13 protein-coding genes are annotated in these 18,328 nt (G+C 64.8%); 8 read left to right on the forward strand and 5 right to left on the reverse strand.

The genetic code is table 11. From position 1 onward, the window contains the following. Positions 1–307 precede the first annotated feature (307 nt). Positions 308–1,813 (forward strand): DUF3369 domain-containing protein, encoded by a 1,506-nt coding sequence (locus tag VPH40_RS10395; RefSeq protein ID WP_099665621.1) that lies wholly within the window; start codon positions 308–310, stop codon positions 1,811–1,813. A gap of 226 nt (positions 1,814–2,039) precedes the next feature. Here the strand turns inward: VPH40_RS10395 and VPH40_RS10400 are convergent, their stop codons facing one another. Next, positions 2,040–3,995: a GAF domain-containing sensor histidine kinase gene (locus VPH40_RS10400; RefSeq protein ID WP_328573401.1), complete on the reverse strand. Its 1,956-nt coding sequence runs from the start codon at positions 3,993–3,995 to the stop codon at positions 2,040–2,042. A 185-nt stretch (positions 3,996–4,180) separates the two neighbouring features. On the opposite strand from VPH40_RS10400, the gene VPH40_RS10405 reads away from it, so the two are divergent. The 5 genes from VPH40_RS10405 to VPH40_RS10425 all read left to right on the forward strand — a co-directional run bounded on the left by VPH40_RS10405 (position 4,181) and on the right by VPH40_RS10425 (position 11,911). Continuing rightward, positions 4,181–5,728 (forward strand): C13 family peptidase, encoded by a 1,548-nt coding sequence (locus tag VPH40_RS10405; RefSeq protein WP_305063324.1) that lies wholly within the window; start codon positions 4,181–4,183, stop codon positions 5,726–5,728. Between the two features lie 42 nt (positions 5,729–5,770). Next, on the forward strand, positions 5,771–6,139 hold the full coding sequence (gene czcI / locus VPH40_RS10410) for a cation efflux protein, CzcI family (protein WP_328573402.1): 369 nt from the start codon (positions 5,771–5,773) through the stop codon (positions 6,137–6,139). A gap of 107 nt (positions 6,140–6,246) precedes the next feature. Continuing rightward, entirely contained in the window at positions 6,247–7,485 is a 1,239-nt protein-coding gene (locus tag VPH40_RS10415) for a TolC family protein (RefSeq protein ID WP_328573403.1), read from the forward strand. A gap of 12 nt (positions 7,486–7,497) precedes the next feature. After that, positions 7,498–8,703 (forward strand): efflux RND transporter periplasmic adaptor subunit, encoded by a 1,206-nt coding sequence (locus VPH40_RS10420; protein ID WP_289919319.1) that lies wholly within the window; start codon positions 7,498–7,500, stop codon positions 8,701–8,703. A 25-nt stretch (positions 8,704–8,728) separates the two neighbouring features. Next, entirely contained in the window at positions 8,729–11,911 is a 3,183-nt protein-coding gene (locus tag VPH40_RS10425; protein ID WP_328573404.1) for an efflux RND transporter permease subunit, read from the forward strand. A 23-nt stretch (positions 11,912–11,934) separates the two neighbouring features. On the opposite strand, the gene VPH40_RS10430 is transcribed toward VPH40_RS10425, so the two are convergent. Further along, positions 11,935–12,447, reverse strand: a complete 513-nt coding sequence (locus tag VPH40_RS10430; RefSeq protein ID WP_099665627.1) for a hypothetical protein — start codon at positions 12,445–12,447, stop codon at positions 11,935–11,937. 122 nt (positions 12,448–12,569) lie between these two features. Then, on the reverse strand, positions 12,570–12,749 hold the full coding sequence (locus tag VPH40_RS10435; protein ID WP_077399114.1) for a hypothetical protein: 180 nt from the start codon (positions 12,747–12,749) through the stop codon (positions 12,570–12,572). 269 nt (positions 12,750–13,018) lie between these two features. Here VPH40_RS10435 and VPH40_RS10440 point away from each other — a divergent pair, with 269 nt between their 5' ends. Continuing rightward, a complete protein-coding gene (locus VPH40_RS10440) occupies positions 13,019–13,399 on the forward strand; it encodes a hypothetical protein (protein WP_099665628.1) in 381 nt (126 codons plus the stop codon). Here VPH40_RS10440 and VPH40_RS10445 read toward each other — a convergent pair whose 3' ends face one another. Continuing rightward, a complete protein-coding gene (locus VPH40_RS10445; RefSeq protein ID WP_328573405.1) occupies positions 13,400–16,444 on the reverse strand; it encodes a sensor domain-containing diguanylate cyclase in 3,045 nt (1,014 codons plus the stop codon). It lies immediately after the preceding gene. Positions 16,445–16,669: 225 nt separating this feature from the next. Between VPH40_RS10445 and VPH40_RS10450 the strand changes: the two genes are divergently transcribed. Continuing rightward, on the forward strand, positions 16,670–17,389 hold the full coding sequence (locus tag VPH40_RS10450; protein ID WP_328573406.1) for an AraC family transcriptional regulator: 720 nt from the start codon (positions 16,670–16,672) through the stop codon (positions 17,387–17,389). On the opposite strand, the gene VPH40_RS10455 is transcribed toward VPH40_RS10450, so the two are convergent. Then, positions 17,373–18,278, reverse strand: a complete 906-nt coding sequence (locus VPH40_RS10455; RefSeq protein WP_328573407.1) for a sterol desaturase family protein — start codon at positions 18,276–18,278, stop codon at positions 17,373–17,375. The two genes, VPH40_RS10450 and VPH40_RS10455, sit on opposite strands and share 17 nt — an antisense overlap. Positions 18,279–18,328 lie beyond the last annotated feature (50 nt).

The following is an 18,328-nucleotide window of genomic DNA, read 5'->3' on the forward strand; positions in this document are numbered from 1 at the left end:
CGTCCCACCGATTTTTTTTACAGATTCATTGGCAATATTAATTAAAACAAAGTATTGTCTTGAAAATATAGTTGCCTAAGCGATAAAGTATACATAGTGCCGGCAGCGTGGATTTAAAGTGCTTTTTTGATATGCATGTTGCATGAGTTTAGTCAATTATTCTTGCTTGTTGTTAATACTTGGCTGTCAGTCTACAATCGATAAAATGCGCCCGAAAAACGCGCAACGCCAGTAGTGGCGCACAGGCAAGCCTGGCGCGGGCGTCTCAGTATTGCGTCAGTTATGCCTTTTAGCGGAACTCGCCCTTATGTCATTTTTGTCTTCAGCATCGCCCAAGTTACCTCCCTGGAAAGTCCTGCTCGTCGACGATGAACCCGACATCCATGACATCACCGAACTGACACTGAGCCGTTTTCGCCTCGAGGGCCGCGCCCTGAGTTTCGTGCATGCCTACAGCGGCGCCGAAGCCAAGCAGGTGCTGGCGCGCGAAGCAGGCATCGCGCTGGTGTTTCTCGACGTGGTGATGGAGCGCGAAGACAGCGGCCTGGAAGTGGCGCGCTGGATGCGCGAAGACCTGGGCAACCAGTTTACGCGCATCGTGCTGCGCACGGGACAGCCGGGACAGGCGCCGGAAGAACGGGTGATCGTCAACTACGACATCAATGACTACAAGGAAAAGACGGAACTGGACCGCACCAAGCTGTTCACCACCACCTTTGCCGCCCTGCGCGCCTACCGCGACATCATGAAGGTGGAAGAGGCGCGCCAGGCCCAGCTCCATTACCGCGAGGGACTCGAGCGCGTCATCGCCGCCTCGGCGCACATCTTCAAGCAGCGCAACCTGCGCGACTTCGCCAGCGGCCTGCTGCAGCAAGTCGTCGCCCTGCTGCGCCTGGAAACGAGCATGCTGCTGCGCCTGCGCGGCGCCAGCGCCATTTCGGGCGAACAGGACTATGAAATCCTCGCGCAGATCGGCGACACGGACGACGGCATCCTCAGCCCTTCCCTGCTGTCGCAGCTGGACGACGCCAAGAGCAACAAGATCTCGCGCCTGCACGGCGACACCTATGTCGGCTATTTCCCGAACAGCAGCGGCAAGGCGTCCTTGCTGGTACTCAAAGGCGTGGAAGAAATCTCCGACCTCGATGCGCAATTGCTGGAAGTCTTCTGTTCCGGCGTGGCGATCGCCTTCGACAACATCCTGCTGACGCAGGAAATCACCGATACCCAGGCCGAGCTGATCCTGCGCCTGGGCGACGTGGTCGAATCGCGCTCGCACGAAGGGGGTAACCACGTGCGCCGCATGGCCGAAGTGTGCCAGCTGCTGGCGCAGGCGTCCGGCATGTCGGACGAGGAAACCATGGTGCTGCGCCATGCGGCGCCCATGCATGACATCGGCAAGATTTCCACGCCCGACGCCGTGCTGCTCAAACCGGGCAAGCTCGACGCGGCCGAATGGGAAATCATGAAGCAGCATCCGACGGTGGGCATGTCCATCCTCGACGGCTCGCAGCGCCCGCTGTTGAAGGCGGCCGCCGTGATTGCCCACCAGCACCATGAAAAATACGACGGCAGCGGCTACCCGCAAGGCCTGGTCGGCGAGCACATCCACAAATACGCGCGCATCGCCGCCGTCGCCGACGTCTTCGACGCCCTCATGCACAAGCGCTGCTACAAGGACGCCTGGCCCCTAGAGCGCGTGGTGGGCTACCTGCGCGAAGTCAGCGGCAGCCACCTGGACCCGCAATATGTGGAATTGCTGATTGCAAATCTGGATGCGGCGCTTGCGTTGAATCAACGTTTTCCAGACTAGCAGACCGGATTACGCGGTTCGTCCAAGAACCAAGTGCCCCCCTGAGCAATACGCACGCCGGCAAAACACGCTTCGGCCCAGGTCTCCAAGACGGGCATTCCGGGCCAAGCGGACCTGAAAAATGTCGAGGGCAAGGCGCAGCGACGCAGACAGTACGCATGTACGGCAAGGAGCTGCAACGCCGCCATCGGCATTTTCTCAGGCCCGCGTCTCCGGCCCGCCGCTTTTAGGTTTTCAAGGACACATCATTGAACCCGAGCGGGAAGCGGATCTTGTAGTGCAATCCCATCCCTGGCGCGCTGACCACCTTCACCGTGCCGCCCAGCGGCCCCGTCACCAGGTTGTAGAGGATATGCGCACCCAGGCCGCTGCCGCCGGAACCGCGCTTGGTCGTGAAGAAGGGGTCGAACAGCTGGCCCAGGGTGGCGCTGTCCATGCCCATGCCGTCATCGCTGTAGTCGAGTTCCAGCATCTCGCCGGCCGTGCGCACGCTGATCCTGATCTTGCCCGGCTCGCCTTCGACAAAGCCGTGCACCAGTGAATTGACCACCATGTTCGTGACGATCTGCGAGACGGCGCCCGGATAGCTGCGCAGCTGCACCTCGGGCGCGCAATCGATGTCCACCTTGACGGGCTTGCCCTTCAGCTTGGGCTGCAAGGACAGCAGGATTTCATCGAGGTATTTGCGCAAGTTGAAGCTGCGCAATTCGTCCGACGACTGGTCCACGGCCACCTGCTTGAAGCTGCGCACCAGCGCCGCGGCGCGCTGCGTGTTCGTCGTCATGATGCGCAAGGTCTGGTCGATGATGTCGAAAAATTGCCGCAAGCCATCTTCATCGAGCTGGCCGCCTTCCAGGTCTTCGCGCGTGAGCTTCAATTCCTGCACCAGGTGGCTGGTGGCCGTCACGCAAATGCCCAGCGGCGTATTGATTTCATGCGCCACGCCCGCCACCAGCCGTCCCAGCGAAGCCAGTTTTTCCTGACGCACCAGTTCCGATTGCGCCTCCTGCAAGGCGCTCAGGGCGCTGTTCAGGGCCGCGTTCTGCTCTTCCAGCGCTTCCTTGGCGCGGCGCATGGCGCTGTCGGCCTGGATGCGGGCCATCGCCACGGCCACGTGGCTGGCCATGAAGGCCAGCACGTCCAGTTCCGCCTGGCCATACACGACGGACGTGTCATAGCTTTGCACGATGATCACGCCATATTTCCGGTCGCCCAGCAGCATGGGCGCGCCCATCCAGCTGGCGATGCTGGTATTGCCCAGCGGCTCTTCCATCTCGCCGCTGGCCACCAGCGCCGCATAGCTGTCCGCATCGAGCAGGCAAGCCTGGCGCCGCGCCAGCACATAGGAACTCATGCCGATGCCGTAATGAAAGCGTTTCACGGGCGCCTGCGCATCCTTCTCGTCGACGAAATACGGGATCGTGATGTCCTTGTTGTCCGGGTGATACAGGGCGATGAGGAAATTCTTCGCCGTCACCAGCTCGCTGATGATGGCGTGCAGGCGAGCGTACAGGGTCGTCGCATCGGAAGCCTGCGCCGACAGGTTGGCGATTTCATACAGCGCATGCTGCAGGTTTTCCGCGCGGCGCCGCTCGGCCACCTCGTGCGCCAGCAGGGCCGTGCGCTCCTGCACCGCCTTTTCCAGCCGGTCCATGCTTTGCATGCCTTGCAGCGCGCTCGACACGTGCGTGGCGATCAGCGCGAACAGGGCCTGGTCTTCCAGGCTGAAGCGGTGCTGGGCGTCGTAGCTCTGGATGACGATGGCGCCCAGCACCTGGTGCTGCTGGTCCAGCAGCGGACAGCCGATCCAGTGCTCGGCCGCCGTGCCGCCGCCCCAGGCGCCGCCGCCGATGGCGCGCATGGCGTCGTCGTCGGCCGTCATCACCAGCTGCTTGCGGTTGACGATGACCCACGCCGTGGGCGACTGCGCGGCGCTGGCCAGGCGCACGCCCTCGTCCGGGTCGGGCGCGGCGTCGAATTCGTCGACAAAATAGGGAAAGCGCACGAGGCCGTCGTCGCGGTCGCTGAGCGCGACATAGAAGTTCGCCGCATACATGATGCGTCCCAGCGCCGCATGCACCGCCTGCAGGAATTCACTGATATCGCTGCAGGTGCTCGAGCGCTGCCCGATTTCCAGCAACACGGTTTGAACGGCTTCCAGGCGGCTGAGGCGGCTTTCCATGGGTGACTATGTACCTTGTGCAAGTATATGTTCTGAAAATCAATATTATCAGTTCAGCCCAGCCTTGGCACGGCATAAAACGGAGAATCTTGCCTTGAGGCAGAGCAACACACGCCACGCGCGCATTTGCCACGCTGGCAATACAGTGGCAGACTAGGCCCCTTCCTACAGACCAGACCGTCCTCATGACTGCCACGCTACGCGCCTCGCTTCGCCCCTACACCCTCGCCGGCCTGCTGGCCTTTGCCGCGCTGGGCATGCCGCCGCTGTGCGCTGCGCCAGCCAAGGCGCCGGCGGCGGAAACGGCCGATGGCGGACGCTATTTCGGCCCCCTCGTCGCGGGCAAGATGCATGGCCAGGGCCGGCTCGAGTATGCGAGCGGCGCGTTTTACGAAGGGGGCTTCGCGCGCGGCGTGTTTTCCGGCCAGGGTAAGCTGCGCCAGGCGTCCGGCGTCGAATACACGGGCGCGTTCAGTCAGGGCGCCTTCGATGGCCTCGGCCGCTACACCTCGCCCAAGGGCGAAATTTACACGGGCAACTTCGTCAAGGGCAGCTTCGAGGGCGTGGGCCGCTTCCAGGGCGCCGACGGCGCCACCTTCGAAGGCCATTTCAAGCACTGGCGCCCGCACGGCGCCGGCAAGCTGACCGACACGGACGGCACCGTCTTCGAAGGCGAATTCGTCCAGGGCCAGGTGCAGGGCAAGGCCACCGTCACCACCAGCGACGGCATCCATTACGAAGGCGAGCTGAAGGACTGGAAATTCGAGGGCCAGGGCGTGCTGCGCACGGCCGACGGCGACGAATACCGGGGCGGCTTCAAGAATGGCCAGTTCGACGGCAAGGGTGTGCTGCGCTACGCCGTGGCGCAGGCGGACGGCCGGCGCGAAGACAGCGGCAACTGGACGGAAGGCCAGCTGGACGACCCGGCCCTGGACAAGCTCACGCGCGACAATATCGAGCTGGCCCTGTACAACCAGCGCACCTTGCTCGACGGCGCCCTGGCGCGCATCGCGCCGCGCGATGCGGCGAAAAAGATCAATCTGTATTTGTTGGGCGTGGCCGGCGATGGCGCACAGGAAGTGTTTCACCGCGAAACGGCCTTCGTGCAGCGCCAGTTCGACCGCGATTACGGCACCGTGGGCCGCTCCTTGATGCTCGTCAACAGCCGCAACACGGTGGCGCAGCAGCCGATGGCCACGCGCACCAGCATCGCCGCCAGCCTCGACGCGCTGGGCGCGAAGATGGACAAGGCCAACGACATCCTGTTCCTGTTCCTCACCAGCCATGGCTCGCCCGAGCACGAACTGGCGCTGGCGCAAAACGGCATGGACCTGCACAGCCTGCCCGCGCAGGAACTGGCGTCCATGCTCAGGCACAGCGGCATCCGCTGGAAAGTCATCGTGATCTCGGCCTGCTATGCGGGCGGCTTCATTGCCCCCTTGAAAGATGACAACACCCTCATCATCACGGCCGCGCGCAGCGACCGCACTTCGTTCGGCTGCGACGACCAGAACGATTTTACGTATTTCAGCGAAGCGTATTTCAAGGAAGCCTTGCCGAAAAGCAGCAGCTTCACGGAAGCGTTCGACAAGGCCAAAGTGCTGGTGCAGGCGCGCGAGGCGGCCGATTTCCGCGAAGGCGGCATGGAAGCGGAAGAGCATTCCGAGCCGCAACTGTTCCAGGGCAAGGCCATCGCCGCGCAATTGAAGGCGTGGCGCGCCCAGCCGCGCTGACATGGGCACGCCCGCCCGCCTTTCTGTACAATAGCCGTCACCATGCGTAAATTCTTCCTCATTTTGCTGCTGTTCGTGCTTCCGCTCCAGATGTCCTGGGCCGCGGCGAGCGCGTATTGCCTGCACGAGGAAGGCAAGGCGGCGCAGCACCTGGGCCATCACAGCCACCAGCACAAGGCGGATGCGGACAAGCAGCCCGCGGGCGATAAAAAAGTGGCGGACCAGCAGAAAAAAGGCCAGCCGCACAGCGATTGCAACGTCTGCCACGGCATCGGCCACGCATGGCTGCCGGCCGGCTCCAGCCTGCCCATCGGCGACATGGCTGCCGTGAACGCGGACACTTCCCCCTTCTTTTACGCTTCCCACATCCCGGACGCTCCCAAGCGCCCCGACTGGTCGTCGGCCATCTAGGCCGACGGGACGTCCCCTTTTGTCATAACGCAATGCGCGCCCTGAAATAATCCGGGCGCAAGCCTGCGCGTCCCGTCGAATTCTTTTTCCATACCTTGGAGAATTCGATGCACCGATCCATTTACCTATTGCTACTCTCCGCCGGCCTGCTGGCCGGCAACTTTGCCCACGCACAATCTGGCGTGGAACCCGCCGCGCCCCTGACCCTGCCTGCCGCGCTGGCCCTGGCGGAGGGCGGCAACGCCACCCTGTCGGCCGCCCGCCATGAACTGGCGGCGCAAGGGGGCGCCCTGCAACAGGCGCGCGCCCTGCCCAATCCGGAATTGCAAACCGTGCTGGAAGACACGCGGCGCGCCACGCGCAGCACCACCGTGCAGCTCAACCAGCTCATTGAACTGGGCGGCAAGCGGGGTGCGCGCGCCGCCGCCGCCCAACGCGGCGCAGACCTGGCGCAGGCGGGCCTGTCCCTGCAACAGGCGGACACGCGCGCCGCCGTCACGTCCGCCTTTGTCGACGTGCTGGCCGCGCAGGAAGGCTTGCGCCTGGCCGACAGCGCGCAGGCGCTGGCCGCGCGCGCCAGCGACATCACGGCGCGCCGGGTGACGGCCGGCAAGGCGTCCCCGGTCGAGGAAACCCGCGCCAGGGTGGCCGAAGCGAGCGTGCGGCTGGAACTGAACCTGGCGCGCAGCACCCTGGCCAGCGCCCGCCAGCGCCTGGCCGCCCTGTGGGGCAATGCCACGCCCCGCTTCACACTGGCAGAGGGACGCCTGGAAACCTTGCCGGAGCTGCCCCCAGCCAGCGAACTGGCGGCACGCATGGCCCAGGCCCCTGCCGTGCGCCAGGCGCAAAGCGCGCTGGCCCAGCGGCAAGCCATGCTGGACGTGGAACAGCGGCGTGCCACGCCCGACGTCACGCTCAGCATCGGCATGAAGCGCTCGGAAGAGCTGGGCCGCAACCAGGCCATCATCGGCCTGGCCCTGCCGCTGCCCCTGTTCGACCGCAATGCGGGCAACAAGCTCGACGCCTTGCGCCGCAGCGACAAGGCCAGCGACGAGCTGGCTGCCGCCCGCATCGCCGTGCAAACGGCCGTGGCCGCCGCCAGCGAACGCCTGGCCACGGCCAGGCTCGACGTGGAAAGCTTGCGCCAGGACATCTTGCCTGGCGCGCAAAGCGCCTACGACGCGGCCAGCAAGGGCTTCGAGTTCGGCAAGTTCGCCTTCCTCGACGTGCTCGACGCCCAACGCACCTTGCTGCAAGCCAAAAACCAATACCTGCGCGCACTGACGGAAGCGCAGCACGCCGCCGCCGACATCGAGCGCCTGCTGGGCACACCAGCTCCTCTGTAAGGAACACCCTCCATGAACATCACACGCAACAAAAAGCAGACAATCGCCATCGCTTCCATCGCCGCCGCCGGCATCGTGCTGGCCGTTCTCATCCTTGGCACGGGCAATTCCAAGACCCCGCCGCCCGCCGCCGCCAAGGCGGAAGCGCATGCGGAAAAGAAAGACGAACACGGTCACGAAGAAGTCGAAGGCAAGCTGGAATTGACGGCGGCGCAAAGCCGCGCAGCCGGCGTCGTCATCGCCACGGCCGCGCCCGGCCGCATCAAGACGACGGTGGCCCTGCCCGGTGAAATCCGCTTCAATGAAGACCGCACGGCCCACGTCGTGCCGCGTCTGGCTGGCGTGGTGGAAGCCGTGCACGCCGACCTGGGCCAGCTGGTCAAGAAGGGGCAAGTACTGGCCGTCATCGCCAGCACGGAACTGTCGGAACAGCGCAGCGCACTGCTGTCGGCGCAGCGGCGGCTGTCGCTGGCCCGCTCCACGTATGAGCGCGAAGAAAAACTGTGGCGCGAGAAGATTTCGGCCGAGCAAGATTATCTGCAGGCGCAGCAAGCGTGGCGCGAAGCGGAAATCGCCGTGCAAAACGCGCAGCAAAAGCTCAGCGCGCTGGGTGCCAACTCCACCAGCAAGGGGCCGCTGAACCGCTACGACATCCGCGCGCCGTTCGACGGCATGGTGCTGGAAAAACACATCACCTTGGGCGAAGCCGTCAAGGAAGATGCAAACATCTTCGTCATTTCCGACCTGTCGACCGTGTGGGCGGAAATCGCCGTGCCCGCGAAAGACCTGGCCACCGTGCGCATGGGAGGCAAGGCGGAGGTGAAAGCGTCCGCGTTTGATGCCAGCGCGCAAGGCACGATCACCTATGTGGGCGCGCTGCTGGGCGAGCAGACGCGCACGGCCAAGGCACGCATCAGCTTGCTGAACCCGGACATGGCGTGGCGCCCAGGCCTGTTCGTCACGGTGGAAGTCGTGTCCGGCGAAGCGGACGCGCCCGTCACCGTGCAGAGCACGGCCATCCAGACGGTGGAAGACAAGCCCGTCGTCTTCGTGCAGGTGAAAGATGGCTACCAGGCCACGCCCGTGGTGTTGGGCCGCAGCGATGGCAGCTTGACGCACATCAAGCAGGGCCTGGCCGCCGGCACGCCGTACGCGGCGCAAGGCAGTTTTGTCCTGAAGTCCGAGCTGGGCAAGGACTCCGCCGGTCACGAACACTGATCACGTCAAGGCTAAGGAAACCATCATGTTTGAACGCTTGATCCGCTTTGCCATCGACCAGCGCTGGCTGGTGATGCTGGCCGTGGCCGCCATGGCCGGCCTGGGCATCTACAGCTATCAAAAGCTGCCCATCGACGCCGTGCCCGACATCACCAATGTGCAGGTGCAAATCAATACCCAGGCCGCCGGCTATTCGCCGCTGGAAACCGAGCAGCGCGTCACCTTCCCCATCGAGACGGCCATGGCCGGCTTGCCCAACCTGGAGCAGACGCGCTCGCTGTCGCGCTACGGCCTGTCGCAAGTGACCGTGATCTTCAAGGATGGCACGGACATCTATTTTGCGCGCCAGATGATCAACGAGCGCTTGCAGGAAGCGAAGGAAAGCTTGCCAGCAGGCATCACACCGAAGATGGGCCCCGTTTCCACGGGCCTCGGCGAAATCTACCTGTGGACGGTGGAAACGCAGGACGGCGCGAAAAAGCCCGACGGCACGCCGTACACGCCGACGGACTTGCGCGAAATCCAGGACTGGATCATCAAGCCGCAGTTGCGCAATGTCACGGGCGTGACGGAAATCAATGCCATCGGCGGCTACGCCAAGCAATACCAGGTGGCGCCCTACCCGGAAAAACTGGCCGCCTACGGCATCAGCCTGCAAGATGTGGTGACGGCGCTCGAGCGCAACAACAGCAACGTGGGCGCCGGCTACATCGAACGGCAGGGCGAGCAACTGCTGATACGCGCGCCGGGCCAGGTGGCGTCCAAGGACGACCTCGGCAACATCGTCGTCGCCAATGTGCAGGGCGTGGCCATCCGCATCCGCGACGTGGCCGACGTGGTGCTGGGGCGCGAGCTGCGCACGGGCGCGGCCACGGAAAACGGCCGTGAAGTGGTGCTGGGCACGGTGTTCATGCTGATCGGCCAGAACAGCCGCGCCGTCTCGCAAGCCGTCGACAAGAAGATGGTGGAGATCAACCGCAGCCTGCCGAAAGGCGTGCACGCCGTCACCGTGTATGACCGCACGGTGCTCGTCGACAAGGCCATCAATACGGTGAAGAAAAACCTGCTGGAAGGCGCCGTGCTGGTGATCGCCATCCTATTCCTGTTCCTTGGCAATATCCGCGCGGCCGTCATCACGGCCATGGTGATTCCGCTGGCCATGCTGTTCACGTTTACGGGCATGGTGCAATACCACGTGAGCGCCAACCTGATGAGCCTGGGGGCGCTGGACTTTGGCATCATCATCGATGGCGCCGTGGTGATCGTGGAAAACTGCGTGCGCCGCCTGGCCCATGCGCAGCAAAAACTGGGACGGCCGTTGACCTTGCAAGAACGTTTTCACGAAGTGTTTGCGGCATCGCAAGAGGCGCGCCGGCCCTTGCTGTATGGTCAGCTGATCATCATGGTCGTGTACCTGCCCATCTTCGCGCTGACGGGCGTGGAAGGCCGCATGTTTACGCCGATGGCCCTGACGGTCGTCATCGCCTTGCTGGGCGCCATGCTGCTGTCGATCACCTTCATCCCGGCCGCCGTGGCGCTGTTTATCGGCGACAAGGTGGCGGAGAAGGAAAACGCCATCATGCGCGCCGCCAAGCGCTGGTATGCGCCGCTGCTGGACAAGGTGATGCGCAACACGCCCGTCGTGCTGACGGGTGCGGCGGTGGCCGTGCTGCTGTCTGGCTTGCTGGCCACGCGCATGGGCAGCGAATTCGTGCCCAGCCTCAACGAGGGCGACATCGCCATCCAGGCCTTGCGCATCCCCGGCACCAGCCTGACGCAATCGCTGGCCATGCAGCAACAGCTGGAAAACAAGCTGATGAGTAACCACAAGGAAATCGCCCGCGTATTCGCCCGCACGGGAACGGCCGAGATCGCTTCCGACCCCATGCCGCCGAATATTTCCGACGGCTACATCATGCTCAAGCCCCGCGACCAGTGGCCGGAACCGAAGAAATCGCGCGGGCAATTGCTGGCGGAAATCGAAGCGACGGCCAGCAGCTTGCCCGGCAACAATTACGAGTTTTCGCAACCGATCCAGCTGCGCTTCAATGAACTGATTTCCGGCGTGCGCAGCGACGTGGCCGTGAAACTGTTCGGCGACGACATGCTTGTCCTCGACGGCACGGCGGCGAAGATCGCTGGCGTACTGGGCAAGATTGCGGGCGCCACGGAAGTGAAGGTCGAGCAGACGACGGGGCTGCCCATGCTGACGGTGCAGATCGACCGCGAGCAGACGGCCCGCTACGGCCTCAACATTGCCGACGTGCAAGCGGCGATTGCCACGGCCATCGGCGGGCAGGAAGCGGGCACCCTGTTCCAGGGCGACCGCCGCTTCGACATCGTCGTGCGCTTGCCCGACAGCCTGCGCAGCGACCTGGAGCAACTGAAACGCTTGCCCATCGCCCTGCCCCTGGGCGCGGCGGCGGAAGGCCGCGCGCGCTTCATCCCGCTCGGTGAAGTGGCCAGCCTGCAAGTGGCGCCTGGACCGAACCAGATCAGCCGCGAAGACGGCAAGCGCCGCATCGTCATCAGCGCCAACGTGCGCGGCCGCGACATCGGCTCGTTCGTGGCCGACGCCACGCAGCAGCTGCAAGCGCAGGTGGCCATTCCTGCCGGCTACTGGACCAGCTGGGGCGGCCAGTTCGAGCAATTGCAGTCGGCGACGAAACGCCTGGAGCTGGTGGTGCCCGTGGCGCTGGCCCTCGTCTTCGTCTTGCTGTTCGCCATGTTCGGCAATGTGAAGGATGGCTTGCTCGTGTTCAGCGGCATCCCGTTCGCCTTGACGGGCGGCATCGTCGCCCTGTGGCTGCGCGACATTCCCATGTCGATCTCGGCGGCTGTGGGTTTCATCGCCCTGTCCGGCGTGGCCGTGCTGAACGGCCTGGTGATGATCGCCTACATCCGCCAGCTGCGCGAACAGGGCATGCCCTTGCAGGAGGCGATACGCGTAGGGGCCATCACGCGCCTGCGGCCCGTGCTGATGACGGCGCTGGTGGCCTCGCTGGGCTTCGTGCCGATGGCCATTGCCACGGGCACGGGGGCTGAAGTGCAGCGGCCGCTGGCCACCGTGGTGATCGGCGGCATCCTGTCGTCGACAGCCTTGACCCTGCTGGTGCTGCCGCTCTTGTACCGGCTGGCGTACCGCAAGGAAGACGAGGTGGAAATGCACACCGCGCCCGAAGGCGCGGCGGTACAGCTGAGTAAATAGAGGGAAGCGCTACCGCAATCGGCTTAACCCGGCCGGCGGTAGCCGCCTTCGATCCAGTTCGCCGCTGCGGTGGCGTTGAACTTGAAGGCGGCCGAGGTGCGCACCTTGGCGATCTGTTCGCCGTCGGCGTCGTAGGCGCTCAGTTCCGCATACGGGTGGTCTTCGTCGGGCACGATGTCGAACATCACCTTGATCTGCCCCTCGTCGGTGGCGACGAACAGGTTCTTGTGCAATTGCGCATGCAGCTGCTGCTCGTGGCGGCGCAGCACTTCCGAGGCCGTCTTGACCAGCGTGTTGAACGCGTTGACGTCGAGCGGCTTCGGGTTTTTCTTGTCGCGGCCCATGGTCCACGGGCCTACCAGGGCTGGCTCCGGTTCGCCATCCTTGATCATGGCCACGGCCCAGCCTTCATCTTCCTCGTTCTTGATCACGCGCGCCGTCCAGCCATTGCCTACCCACAGGCGCGGCTCCTGGATCGGGGCGTCGTTGTCCTGCTCGGCTGCTTCGTCGGAAAAATCGGGGAAATCGGTACTCATGGCGGTGCTCGTGATGGAAGGTCGGGGCTAGCATGATAGTCGAAAACGCCCGCCCGTGCCGCCTTGCCGCAAGCGCGACGGCACGTCATAAAACACGAGGCAGCCTGCCGCCACGGCGGCTGTCAGCACATGGACATGGCAGGCCGGTTGGGCCAGGTCAGCGGCGGACCGGGCGGTACCCAGCGCGGGTCGATGGCCGGCAGCGGCGCATGGTAATTGAAGGGGTTGATGATGATCGGCGGTATCGCCGATGGCGCGCCGACGGGCTCGGCGCAGGACTGCGTGGCGCTACGCTGGCGCATGATGCGATGGTCAGGGGGGGATAGCGATTGATCCCCGGTATCTGCAAACAAAAGCATGTTGCCCTCCTTGCGAGACTGAGGTATTCAGTATAGGACGGCTTGCGCGCATTACAAGAAAAGAAATCTTGTTCCAGATCAGCGTTTTTCTGCCCCCCAGCGCCTTCCATACCGTGAAAATGACGGCCTGTCGCACGCCGCTGGCGGCGAGCCGGGCGCATCCCTACAGTGTGAGCATGCAACACCCCATCACCCACACACCGAGGCCTATCATGAAAAAATTGCTCACCTTCGTCCTCATCGTCATGCTCGCCTGCCTGTTCCTCGACAAGATCAGCGGCAGTGGCAGCGACATGCACATGCAGTTCAACGGCGACGATGTCGACGGGCCGCTGGAGTGGCTGTTCGGCCTGGTGTTTGCCGGCGGCGGCTTGCTGATCGCCGCCATCGCGGTGGTATGCGCGGCCGTCATCACGGGAGTGGTCCTGGCCGGCGTGGGCGTGGTGCTGATCGCGGTGGTGGCGCTCTGCGTGGTACTGGCGCTGGCCTTGAGCACGCCCGTGCTACTGCCGCTGCTGATTCCCGTCGCCATCGTCTGGCTGATCGTCAGCCGCAACCGCAAGCAGGCGCAAGCGCGTCAGCACAGCCTGTAATCACTGCGCCATGAACTTGCTGAGCACGCCGTCGCCGCCGCCGTCATTCTGTTCGATGCGGTTGCGCCCGCCCCGCTTGGCCCGGTACAGCGCCTCGTCGGCGCGCGCCAGCACGGCATCGCAATCGGCATCGGTACCGGCCATGGCGGCCATGCCGATGCTCACCGTGATGGTGATCACAATGCCGCCATCGATGGTCAGCGAACTTTCCGCCACGCGCCGGCGCAGCCGTTCGGCAAACACGGCGGCGGCGCTCAGATCCGTGCCAGGCAGCAAGATGGCGAATTCTTCGCCGCCCACGCGGCCCGGCACGTCGACCTTGCGCAGCGCCTGGCACATCAGTGCGCCCAGGTGGCGCAGCACGGCATCGCCCACCGCGTGGCCGTACTCGTCGTTGACGCGCTTGAAGTGATCGATGTCGAGCATCAGCACGCTGGCGCAGCTGGCCAGCTCGCGCTGCAGCCGCGCATGCTCGTTTTCCAGCGCCGCCATGAAATGGCGCCGGTTCGGCAAGCCGGTCAAAAAATCCGTGGTGGCCAGTTGCAGCAGTTCCGCGTTCATGCGCTTGCGCTCGGTGATATCGAGCGAAGACACCATGACGAAATCGAGGCTGTCCGCATGGCCCGGCATCACCAGCAAGCTCAATTCATTTTGCCGCGCCGCACCATCGAGACGCACGAAGCTGCTCTCGCACTCGTACAGGTGGGCGCCGCCAGCCAGCGCCAGCAGCGCATCGCCAAAGCGCGGCAAGGCGCTGTCGTCGAAATTCTGCGCCAGGCCCAGCGCGCCGCGGCGCTGGTCGTCTTCGTTGGCGCGCACCTGCGCCAGCGCGGCGCCGTTCGCATCGATGATGCGCACCATCCCCGCCAGCCGCTGCAGCGCCTCCGGATGGGCCTGGAAATGGGCGCCCAGGTCGCGCACGCCCGCTTGCTCAAGAACATCGAGCGCGGCGCGCACGGCCGACCAGTCCTGTTCCCACAGGGCCACGGGCGCATGGTCGTACAGGCTGCGGAAACGCGCTTCGCCGGCGCGCAGGGCCAGCGCCACTTGCGCCTGCTCAATGGCCATGCCGGCCAGATGCGCCGCCTCGCTCAGCCGCGCCAGGTGCGCCGCACCCGGCAAGGTGGGCTGGCGGTGATACGCCATCAGCACGCCCAGCAGCTTGCCCGAGCCGCCACGCACGGGTTCGGCCCAGCACGATTGCAGCTGGGCCCGCCACGCCAGTTCCATCGTCTCTTGCGCATCGGCAACGGCGTGCAAGTCGCCGACGATCACGCGCAAGTCGTCGCGCAGGGCTTGCGCAGCGATGCCATGCACGCCCTGCAGGGTGTCGAGGTCATGGCCATGGCTGGCCAGATTGAAGAATGCAGGCAAGCCCGGCGCCGCGCCCAGCACCAGGCGGTGGCGGCTTTCATCGAGCAGCAAGATGCTGCACAGCATGGCAGGATGGTCCGCCTGCACGCTCAGCACCACGCTTTCCAGCACCCGTTCCAGCGGCGCGCCCGTGGCCAGCATTTCCAGCACTTGCCGCCGCGTATGCTCGCGCCGTTCCATCTGGCTGCGCTCGCTGATATCGCGAAACGTCCACAAGCGCGCCTGTTCATTGCCCAGTTGCATGCTGCGCACATATTGCTCGACCACCCGCCCATCGCGCAGGTGCAGCACGTCGCGCCGCTCGCGGTGGCCGTGCGGCGCATGGACGCGTGCTCCGAGGAAAGGCGCCGCCTGCTCCAGCTGGCTTTCCACATGGCGCACCAGCGCCGCGCCGTCGGCTTGCCAGTCGAGCGCATCGGGCACTTGCCACAGGTCGCGGAAGCGCCGGTTCGACGTGAAGATGCGGCCATCGATGTTGTCGACCAGAATGCCGTCGATGGTCGAATCGAGGATGCTGCGCAGCATGGCCTGGCTGCGCTGCGCCGCCTCGGCCATCGCCAGCACGCTCGCCTGCCCCTGCTCCAGCTGGCCCGTCAGTTCGCTCGAACGCGCCAGCGCCACCTGGGCGCGGGCGCGGCCCGCCGCCAGCAGCCAGGCGGTCAGCGCCAGCACGATGCTGGCCAGCAAGCCGGTCAAGGCCACCAGGCGGGGCCGCGCCAGCAGTTCGCCATCGAAACCGGGCATGGCGCGCACGCGCAAGGTCCAGGCATGGCCGGCGATGGTGATCGTTTCCTGCGCCACCAGGCTGTCCGAGGCGGCAGACGACAAGGCGCCCGGCAAGCTGTCATACATCAGGGCAGCCTCGGCCAGTTGCGCGCCATCATAGATTTCCAGGTCCAGCTGGCGCGCGCTCTCGCCGCCCACGCCCGCCATCAGGTCGCCCATGCGAAATGGCGCAAAGACCCAGGCGCGCAAGGCGGCGCGCCGCTGCTCCACGCTGCCGTGCAGCAAGCTATTCTCATACACGGGCAGCACGATGAGAAAACCATGCGACTGGGCGCTGCCGCCATCCTGCACCAGGTGGATCTTGCCCGTCATGGCGGCTTGCCCCGTGTCGCGCGCCTGTTCGAGCGCGGCGCGGCGCACGGGTTCGGAGCCGATGTCGTAGCCGAAGGCCAGCAGGTTGCTCTCGCTCAAGGGTTCCAGATAGGTGATCGGCGCATGCCAGGCGCGCTGGCCGTGCGGACGCACGGCATAGCCGGGATAGCCTTCCGCGCGCACGCTCGCTTCGTGCCGCGCCAGGGCGGCGCCGGACAACAGCGGCAGGTAGCCGATGCCATGGATGCCGGGAAAGTGGCGGTCCACCTGCTGCACCGCCAGGTAGGCATGAAATTCGCGGCGCGTGACTTCCTGCGAACTGGCATACAGTCCCTGCACCCCGTGCAGCACCTGGATATAGGTCTGCATGCGGCCGGCGATGTTATTGACCAGTTCGTGCACGCGGAAATCGAAATCGGCCCGCACCTGCTGTTCGCTGGCATCGTGGGCATTGCGCCAGGCGCCATACGTCAATCCCAGGCACAGCGCCAGCACCAGCGCGGCCAGCACGCGCGGTCCCACCCAGTGCGACACTGGCCCAGCAAACCACGACGTAGACGCGCGTGTAGGCATGACAGGATGACAAGCAGAACGGATATCAAACCGCTTCACGGCCAGCGACGTGGCTGGCGGCGGGCTGCAGGACTACCATCGGTAGTCGATGAGAATGATAGTACGTTACAGCGGGCGGCCTTGCAATGCTGAATATTGTATTAAAAAAATCACATATTTCGCCAATGCAATGATGTGTGCTCCAGGAAAATTCGATGCCGTGAAAACAATCCACCACTCGCTGATATGATCGCCCCGCAATCCATCACCTGGGAGTCGCGTTTGCAACAGGATAGCTGGCAGGGAACACTCTGGCTGGCGCCGGACTTCGCCATCTTGCATGGCGCGGCGGGCGCCACGGCCAGCCACGCCCATTATGCGCACCAGTTGATGCTGAGCACCGGCGCGCCTTTCACGGCCGAGCTCGACGGCATCGTCCACACGGCGCGGCACTTGCTGGTCGATAGCCTGCGTCCGCACGTCATCCTGGCCGCCCCGGCGCCTATGCTGACCATCTATGCTGAGCCGCAGCGCCTGGGCGGCCCGGCCCTGCTGGCAGCGGCCGGCAGCGCAGGCATGCCCAGCCTGGACAGTCTGGCCGCCGCGCTGCAGGCGCAGCCGCGCGAACACTTGCCCGATCCCCGCTTGCGGCGCGCGCTGGACAAGGTCGACACGTTGTTGTCAGGCAAGGTCAGCGCGGCCGCCGTGGCCGAGGCGGCGCATTTGTCGCTGAGCCAGCTGGAACGCCTGTTCAGCGCCCAGCTGGGCTTGCCCGTGCGGCGGCTGGTGCTGTGGCGCCGCCTGCGCCTGGCCATCCGTTTCATTGTGCTCGGCAGCACCCTGACGGAAGCGGCCCACGGCGCCGGTTTTGCCGATGCCGCGCATTTTTCGCGCACCATGCGCAGCCTGTTCGGCGTGCGCGCCGACCGCAGCTTGCGCCAGCTCAACGTCAAGCTGCTCGATTGAGGGGCACGCGCAAGCCTTCCGGCAGTGCGGGCGCGCGCACGCCCTCTTCCGCGCGGAACGGTTCCAGCAGCTGCGCCCCGTACGCGGCCGGGTAATCGGGACGGCTGCCGATGCCCAGGTCCTCGCCCCGCATGCGGTAGCCGGGCGCGTCGAAACGCGTGCCCAGCAAGCGGTCCCAGCAGGTAAAGAACAGGCCGAAATTCACGTCGCCCGCCGTGCCGTACTTCATGTGATGGAAACGGTGCAGGGGCGCCCAGGCAAACACGTGGCGTAGCGGCCCCATGCGCATGTCGACATTCGCGTGCTGCAGCAACAGCTGGATCGCCACGGCAAACGCCAGCACGGCCATGACACGCTCCGGTATGCCCAGCAGCAACAAGGGCAGCATGCCGCCCGCCGCTTCCAGCAGCAGGTGCAGCGGGTGTTTCATCCAGCCGTTGAAACCGTACAGGCGCGTCACGCTGTGGTGCACGGCATGCAGTTTCCACAAAAAATAATAACGGTGGCTCAGGTAATGCACGAGCGTGATACCGCAATCGGCGATGAGGATGGCCAGCAGCAGCTGCGCCCAGAACGGCAGTTGCAGTGGCCAGAACGTCCCCAGCGCCAGGTGCCCGGCCAGCAGGGGGAAAGCCGCCAGGCCCAGCAGGTACAGCGCTTCATTGACGAGCGCATGCAGGCTGTCGCGCCAGCCATCGCCGTGATCGTGGTTCCACGCGCCGTCATACGGCAGACAGCGCTCGGCAAGAAAGGAAGTGAGAAGGGCCAGCAGCAGCAAGGGCGGCAAGCCCCAGAGAGAGCAGTGGCAAACGGCAATCAGGCAACTGGCGGCGCCGATGAAGCCGGCCCAAAACACGGGGCCGTACAGCGCGGCAAAGAGGGATTTCATGGCAAGGGACTCCTGTGGCAAAAACCACAGCATCGCTTGCACTGCTGCCG

Origin of the sequence: Janthinobacterium sp. P210005 (genome assembly GCF_036231865.1) — a bacterium.
Classification (GTDB): Bacteria; Pseudomonadota; Gammaproteobacteria; order Burkholderiales; family Burkholderiaceae_D; genus Janthinobacterium; species Janthinobacterium kumbetense.